An 8720-nucleotide genomic window follows, 5' to 3' on the forward strand; every position below is an offset into this window, starting at 1 on the left:
TATCTTATTGATGATTTGCTACTTTTGTAGCTCGTGCTTTATCTACTTCTTGTTTTACTTTTTCAAGCACATTCTTTACTGTTTTTTTAATTATATCTTCTATTGCTACTAATAGTTTATTTACTGCACTTATTCCTGCTCCTTGTACTGCTTTTTCATCATTATTATTATTAGCAGCTAATTTGCCATCTTTAACCAATGAACGTAGGGCGATTCCTCCAGCTACTGCTGCTGCTTTAGCTGCCCCTTGTGCTAAATGACCAGTATTATTTGTTCCTTTTGCAAATTCCAATGGAGTTGTACCTGCCACGGCATTTCCTGACAGTGATTTAACATCATTTTCTTTTGATTTAACTATAGATTCTAAAATTTCTTCACTACTCACTGCCGATACTATTGCTACTGCTTCTGGACCAGAAGCCCCACCTGCATTAGCACCTGCTGTTAAAACCTTAGCTCCATTTTCTGGATTGGCTATTCCTATTGATTGTTGATTCAATACTAAATTACTCTCTTTTAATTTTCCAACACCTTCTACCTTAGCTATCTCCACTACTCCTTGAAGTGCCCTAAGAGCTTTTTTTAATTCCTATGTATCTGCTGCTGCACCACTTTGTTGAGAGGTTACCTCACCTTTATTGCTCTCTTCACTAATACTTCTACCTAATCATTTTCAATATATTGAAATATTACTATTCTAATCTTATTGTTGACCTACTGCCTTTGGCTCTCTTGCCTTATCTATTTCTTTTTTTACTTGCTCCAAAACATTCTTTACTGTCTTCTTCACCATTTCTTCTACTGCTACTAATAACTTATTTACTGCACTCACTCCTACTCTTTGTACTTCTTCCTTTCCTCCTGCACTACCATCTTCTGCACCTGACGCTAATTTACCTGTCTTAACTAATGATCGTAATGCTATCCCTCCCACTCACTGCTCCTGCTTTTGCTTCCTCTTTTGCTAAATTAGCTGCAGTACCCCCTTTTGCAAAACTCATAGCACTTGTATTTGCATCCGCAGCCGCTCCTAATACTGCATCTCCTTCATTTGATTTCACTATCGATGCCAACATCTCCTTGCCACTTACCGTTGTTAGTATTGCTGCTGCTTTTCCTATATCCCCTGCTGCTGGTTTACCAGCACTTGTAGCCAATATCTTAACTCCATCTTTATTATCTGTTCCATTATTACCTACCTTTACTGCTACATCTCGTACTTCTGGCTCCAAAACACCTTCCTTTTTAGCTATCCCTACTATTCCTTTCAATGCATTATATGTTTTTTTTCAATTCAACATCAGTTGGAGCCGCTCCTTCTTTATTGGTTGCTGCTTCACCTACTATAGTTCCATCACCTATCCCTTTTAATGATTCTAAATGCCCTTTTAATGTACTTAAAGTAGTTTTAGCCGTATCAACTGCCGATCTTATTCCCTTATTTAATACACCTTCTTTACCAAGATCTACCGATGCTTTTTCTGCTACTTTCTCTAATTCTGCTGACGCTTCTCCTAATTTAACACCTAATTTATTAAAATATTCTCCTACCTCATTCTTCTTTGTTTCTTTAGTCACACTAAATCCCAAACTCCCTGACACTAACTCTAAAAACGCATAAAATGCATCCCCTGCACTTCTCCCTACTTCCAGCAGTACCTCACTTAAACTTTTAGCTCCTCTCCCTTCTCCTCCTCCTGCTGCTCCTTCTCCCTTTACTCCTCCACTATCACATCCCATCACCATCACCACCACCATCACCATTATTCCCTTTACTATTCTTCTCACTCTCATCTTATCCCCTCTCTCTATCCCTCTCTCTATTCCTCTCTTCCCTTTTATTTCCTCTTCTTTTCCTTCTCTCTTCATTTTCTGCGCCTCCTTATTTTTTCTTTCTTTTTAGCTTTCCTTTAAAAACTTATTAAAACATAAAAAAATCAAAAACAAAAAATAAATGAATGGACAAATTAAATGAATAAATGACAATTTTATTTTGTTTGTTATCAATTTAAAAACATAAAATCTTTAATATTGAATTTTCTACATACACAATACATAAATTATATAAAATATAGTCTTTTTGATTTTAATGTATTATTTTTAATATTCAGACCATGATGTATAATCTTTCCTAAACAATAACCATACAATAAACTTAATATTTTTCATTAGAATATAAAGAATATAAGATGAAATATATCTTATAAAAAGAAAACAACTTCCCTAAATAAAGAGAAGTGTTGTCCTTAACGATTTTATCTTTTATTACTTAAATTACTAATTTATTTAGTAGTGGTTGTAGCTTGAGTAGTATCAGATTTAGTAGAATTAACTCCACTAGTTTCAGAGTATTTTATTCCCTTCACTGCTTCTCTTATCTTTTCTAGATTACTACTTACTGTTTTACTAATTATTATATCAAGTATCCCTAATACCTTATTTACTGCACTTGTTGCTGCTGCCTTAACTGCTCCAGCTTCATTAGCAACAGCACTAAATTTACCAGTTTTAGTCATTGCTTTAAGAGCTACTGCTGCTGCTAAGTCGGCATTACTCTTAGCTCCAGCTCCATTAGCATCAGCAGCATTAGCAGTAGCTAGTTCTCCAGCACTATCATTATCAGAAGCATTACCAGCAGTTTTAGTTTTAGAAATTTTTATCTTATCAATCATTGCCCATGGATCTGCTTTAGCCACTTCATCTGCTAGTTTAGGACCGGCACCAGCACCAGCTGCAGCATTGGCATTAAGAACAGCAGGTGCATTAGTATTAGCACCAGCAGCAACAGCAGCACCTTCACTTCCTTTTTCAATCTGTACTCCAGATTTATTTGCTAATTCAATAATTTTTTTTACATTTTCAACTATAGCCTTAACATCATTTAAATCAGCAGCCACTGCGGCAGCATCAGTAGCAGTATCACCAATAATAGTGTTAGCTTTAGTAACACCAGCTAGATTGGTTACAAGAGTCATTAACTCTGTCACCACTTCACTAGAACTTTTAATAACAGCCTCAACTACTTTGGTATCAGCATGTGAAGTAGAGGTTATATCTTTTATTAATCCATCTAATTTATCCTTAGTACTCTTTAATCCTTTTTCCATCTTTTCAAAATGTTTTCCCACTTCACTTCTATTATCTGTAGATTTAACAGCATGAAATCCTAACACATCCCCAATAGCACTCCCAAAAACGCCAAAAACCTCATAAAATCCTTCTCCGATCGCAACTAATGACTCTAAAAAACTATTCTTCTTTGCTAAGTCTACCTTCCCTCTCCACCTTTTACTCCCCCGTAAGCACATACTAAAAATTTTAAAGCTAACTTTTTTATAAAAGTAAAATTTAAATAAACCAAAGAACTCTTTTTTATTTTTTTAACACATATAAAATAAATTTTTTCTACTAAACTTCACCTAAAAAATATATTTCTACAACAAAAATATAGAAAGATAGACTATTATTAATCTACCTTCCTTTGTATTTTAAATGATTATAATAAATTACTTAATTATTATCTAGAATAGATATAATCCTATTAGATACCGCCTTCATTCCGGGAATTTTAACTTTAATAAGATCTTTATATCTTTTATCAATATGCTCTATCAATTTCTTACTATCAGAATCAATTCCATCTGTCTTAGCTTTATAAGATGAAATAAGACTATCTACGGCTTTCCTCCAATTTAATTTCTGTAATTGCATTTCTTCAAGCTTGGACTTAATTTCTCTTAAATCAACAAGACTTAATTTATCAAGTTGCTCCCTATTCTTTTCTAATTTATTAATTATTCTCTCAAAATCAAACTGAAGAGCTACTACTACAGCATTCATTATATCGTAAATCCATGTACCCTTATTTGTATTATCCGATTCTACTTTTTTAAGAATTTCTGCAAAATCTTTTATTCTTTCTTTATTGTATAACAAAGAGGAATAAAATAATCGTCTTACTTCCTTATTATCATAAGGATCTAATTTCTTATTATTAACAGCATTTAACACTAATTTAAACACTTCATCCTTCATACCATATTGATTTGCATCCTCAACTTCAGCCTTATCTTGATTTAATAATCCCATAACATTATCAATATCATTTATAATAGCAGATATTAATTCCCCTTTCTCATCTTTTATTACAGAATCTTCTCTTACTACTTTTTTAACGGAAACTTTATTAACAACATCTTCTTTTATTTGTTCATCACCTTGAACGTTATTCACAACATCTTTTAAAAAATCATCAGGTCTTCCTTTATTATCCAATAATTTAGAATCCAAATTACAAGATACTAATCCTAAAATTAATAATATAAATAAATTTTTTCTCACAAATATTCTCCTTCCTTAGAATTAATAACCACTATTACTAAATAGTAATGATTATTAATTAATAATATATATCACTTTATCCAAAATACAAATTTTTTTAATTAAAATTACTATTTTTTTACATCCCTACTCTAAAATTATTTACTTATTAACAATTTTCTCTTTATAAGAGCTGGATACTGCTGATAATGCTAAGAAGGCAGTAAGAGATGCGGCAAAAGCACCATTGCCCTCAACGCTATGTATTTATAAAAAATTTAGGCTTACTTTTATTTAAGTTTCAATTTAACAGTAGTTATAAATGTTTTTAAAGGCTTTAGGAGTGCTTTACATTTTCATGATCAATCAATTTTACGAATTAATAAAAACAGTCAAGAAACTGAAATTCATATTAAGCAGCATATCTGTTAAGATTATAATACCATAAAAAATATTAATTCTAGAGTATAAAATAAATTATACTAATTGATATTAATCTATATTTTTGTATTTTTTTTAGTGATTAGTATAGAGTGACAGTATGTAAATTTAAAAATAAGTAATTCTAATTAGTGTAGAAGTACACCCCAGCATCAGGAGCTGCAAATAATTTACCCACTTCACCAGCACCAACATTGTTTGCAGTTTTTGCAATACCATCTTCATTAGTTATAGTCTATTAACTCCATTTTTATATTCGTAATATACAAAACATTAATTTTTGTAAATTTCAACATATTGCTAATGCCACATCAATTACGATAAAACTATAAATGAATGTCATTAATCTTTTAAAAAAACCAAAGGTCATCTATTTAATTTTTTACCTATAACAAACAGGCAATCTAAATAAATCATCTAAATTGCCTTCTTTTTTTGCAATAATTCAATTCTAACTATCTGTCATATTACTGACCTGTTGCTTTAGGAGTTCTTGTTTTATCTATTGAGTCCTTTACCTTTGCAAGTGTATTATTTAATGTCTTCTTTATTATATCTTCTACTGCCTCTAATAACTTATTTACTGCTGTGATTCCTGCCGACTGTACTGCTTTGTTATCGTTATTATCATGTGAAGCTAATTTACCATCTTTAACCAACGAACGTAACGCTATCCCTCCACTCACTGCACCTGCTAAAGCTACATCTTTTGCTAAATTATTTGCAGGACCTCCCACTGCAAATTTTAATGCACTTGTGTCTTTACTTACATCCTGTGATATTGCTGCTCCGGTTGCATCCTCCCTTAGAGATTCAACAATTGCTGCTAATATTTCTTTCCCACTTACCGCTGATACTATTGCTGCTGCTTCTAATCCCGATGCCGCTCCTGCATTAGCATCTTTAGTTAAAACTCTAGCCCCATTTTGTGGAGTAGTTCCTCCCACTTTTGCAGTAGCTATTGTTACATCATTTTTTTTTGGTTCTTTAACCTGTTGTGTCTTAGCTATCTCTACTATTCCTTTCAATGAATCATATGCTACTCCTAATTTTACTCCATCTACTGTTTTTCCTTGTTGACTGGTTCCTACTTCAACTACCTTGTTACCATCACCTATATCCTTTAAAGCCTCTATATGACCTTTTAATATTGTCAATGTCTCCTTAGCTGATTTAACAGCTTTATCTAATTCTGACTCTTTCCCTTCTTTAACTGATTCCTTACTCTTATTCCCAATTTTTACTAATTCTTGCATAGCCTTATTTATGCTACTCGCTAATCCTGTAAAATATTCTCCCACTTGATTCCTAGTTGTATCTGCAGTTACACGCAATCCCAAGACACCTGATACCAACTCTATAAATGCATAAAATGCATGCTCCGCACTTTTTTCTACTTCCATCATCACTCCGCTTAACCCACTTCCTTCTCCTCCTGAAGTTCCTTCTCCTCCCTTTACTCCCCCACTATTACATCCCATCATCACCACCATCACCATCACCATCATTACTTCTCTTATTCTTATCCCCTTTAATCCTCTTTTACTTCCCTTCTCTCTTCCCTTCTCTCTTCCCTTCTCTCTATACTCGCTTATACACTCTTCTATATTTCCTATTCCTTTCTTCTCTTTCATTCCTTTCCTTCGCCTCCTTGTTTTTTATTATTATTTTTAGCTTTGCTTTTAATATCAGTAAGACACAAAAAATAATATCAAAGACAAACATAAGATCTCTACAAATAAATGATTGTTTCTTTGCTGTGCTATATTACAATTCATCTAATGATACCTACACTTACTTTTTCATTTACAACAAAAAAAGAAGGCAAACTAAAATAATCCCTAGATTGCCTTCTAATTTTACTTCTAACTAATCTAAATATCTCTATTATTATTTAATTGCTGTTTTTGGCTCTCTTACTTTATCTATTTTCTCTTTCGCTTTCTCAAGCACATTCTTCACTGTCTTCTTAATGATCTCTTCTACTGCTCCCAATAACTTATTTACTGCAGTGATTCCTACTTTTTGTACTTCTTCTTTTCCTCCTGCACTATTATCTGCCGCTCCTGATGCTAATTTACCGTCTTTAACCAATGATCGTAACGCTATTCCTCCACTAACTGCCCTTGCTTTTGCTTCCTCGTTTGCTAAATTAGCTGCTGTTCCTCCTTTATCAAACTTTAATGCACTTGTAGTACCATCTACATTTGCTGCTATTGCTGCAGCTGTATCTCCTTCTTCTGATTTAACAATAGCTACCAATATTTCTTCTCCACTTACACTTGATACTATTATTGAGGCTTTCCCTGAATCTCCTACTGCTGGTGCATTATCCGTAGCCAATATCTTAACTCCATCCTTATTATCTGCATTACCTAATTTTACTGCTAAATCTCCTGCTACTAGCTTTGCAACACCTTCTTTATCAGCCGTATCCACTATCCCTTTCAATGCTTTATATGCTTTCTTTAATTCAAGCTCAGCTGATGCTACTCCTCGGACATTAGATGCCGCCTCACCTACAACATTGTCATCACCTATCCCTTTTAATGATTCTAAATGCCCTTTTAATACACTTAAAGTCATCTTAGCTGAATCAACTGCCGCTCTTATTCCCTTATTTAATATACCTTCTTTATCAACATCTGACGATGCTTTTTCTGCTACTTTCTCTAATTCTCCTGATGCTTCTCCTGGCTTCTTTCCTAGGTCACTAAAATATTCTCCTACTTGTTGCTTAGTTGTGTCTTTCGTCACTCTTAATCCTAATGTATCTGAAATTAACTCAATAAATGAGTAAAAACCCTCTCTGCACTTCTCCCTACTTCCATCATTGCTCCACTTAATCCTCTCCCGTCTCCTCCTGATACTCCTCTTCCCTCCTTTACCCCCCCCTCAATTATTAGTTTGCACAATTTTATACAATAAACTGAATATTTTTAAATAGAACATTTTAATGAAAGCATAAAGGATCAAAATTAACCACATAAAGCAATAAACCCATGTTTAATACACTATAAAATAAAAGATACCAAAAGCTTAACTCTTAGTATCTTCCTCTTTATAACTTTATTTTTATTATTTACTTATATAACTTTGCCTATTTATTTTGACCACCAGAACCACTATTCTCAGATGCTACAGTAGTATCACTAGTATTAATTTTCATTGCTTCTTTTACACTTTTAAGTCCTTCGTCAACAGCACTTCTTATTGCAACAGTTAGAGTATTTAATGCCTTAGTAACTCCACTTACTGCAGCGTTAACAACATTAACCTTAACCCCAGCCGCCGCCGCACTAGCATTAGCAAACTTGCCTCCCTTTGCCATCGCTCTTAATGCTATTCCTCCTGCTATAATCGCATCTCTAGCATTATTAGCATTAGCACCGTTATTATTAGCAACAGCATTGTTATGTTTCGCTAATTTAGCTGATTCACCATCATCACCTTTTGCAATAGCTTGCAATATGTCAGCACCAGTTACAGCCCCAACAGCCTTTACTGCATCTCTTGCTGCTTTTGCTGCATCAGCAGCAGCACCTGCATTATTATTAGCAAACAATTTCCTTGCATCACCATCAACACCAGCACCAGCATCACCCCTTGCAGCACCAGCAGTACCATCATCTTTAACAGGACCGTTATCATTTCCAGCTTCTGCGTTTCCTTCCTTAAGTACTACACTTACAATTTTTTTGATTCCCTCACTAAGAGACTTAACCGCATCAGCACCAGCTCCAGCTCCAGCTCCAGGTTCAGCAACATTACCAATTGCTTCAACACCATCAGCTCCTTTTAAAGCCTCACTTGCACCGTCAATTATCTTATCAAATGTTTCACTAACTAATTTCTTCACTACACTCTCTACTTCAACAGCATGAGGATTCCCTCCTTTCTTCATATCATCAACAATTTGTTCAAGCTTATCCTTGGTACCTTGCACAGTACCCTGAACC

At 33.9% G+C, this 8720-nt stretch carries 4 protein-coding genes and 3 pseudogenes; all 7 read right to left on the reverse strand.

Features of this window, described 5'->3' with window-relative positions:
* Positions 1-4: 4 nt before the first annotated feature.
* Positions 5-661, reverse strand: a pseudogene (locus U880_RS0103215) (variable large family protein); the annotation flags it as partial.
* 42 nt (positions 662-703) lie between these two features.
* Positions 704-1794 (reverse strand): annotated as a pseudogene (locus tag U880_RS10025) (variable large family protein).
* A gap of 488 nt (positions 1795-2282) precedes the next feature.
* On the reverse strand, positions 2283-3308 hold the full coding sequence (locus tag U880_RS10030) for a variable large family protein (RefSeq protein ID WP_200862211.1): 1026 nt from the start codon (positions 3306-3308) through the stop codon (positions 2283-2285).
* Between the two features lie 202 nt (positions 3309-3510).
* Positions 3511-4341 (reverse strand): complement regulator-acquiring protein, encoded by an 831-nt coding sequence (locus U880_RS0103230; protein WP_024654737.1) that lies wholly within the window; start codon positions 4339-4341, stop codon positions 3511-3513.
* Between the two features lie 887 nt (positions 4342-5228).
* Positions 5229-6269 carry a variable large family protein gene (locus U880_RS0103235; RefSeq protein ID WP_407637745.1) on the reverse strand — a complete coding sequence of 347 codons (1041 nt, stop codon included), beginning with the start codon at positions 6267-6269 and terminating at the stop codon, positions 5229-5231.
* Positions 6270-6651: 382 nt separating this feature from the next.
* Positions 6652-7682 (reverse strand): annotated as a pseudogene (locus U880_RS10035) (variable large family protein).
* 179 nt (positions 7683-7861) lie between these two features.
* On the reverse strand, positions 7862-8720 hold an 859-nt coding region (locus U880_RS0103245; RefSeq protein ID WP_024654739.1), incomplete at its 5' end, for a variable large family protein.

Origin of the sequence: Borrelia hispanica CRI, from assembly GCF_000500065.1 — a bacterium.
Classification (GTDB): domain Bacteria; phylum Spirochaetota; class Spirochaetia; order Borreliales; family Borreliaceae; genus Borrelia; species Borrelia hispanica.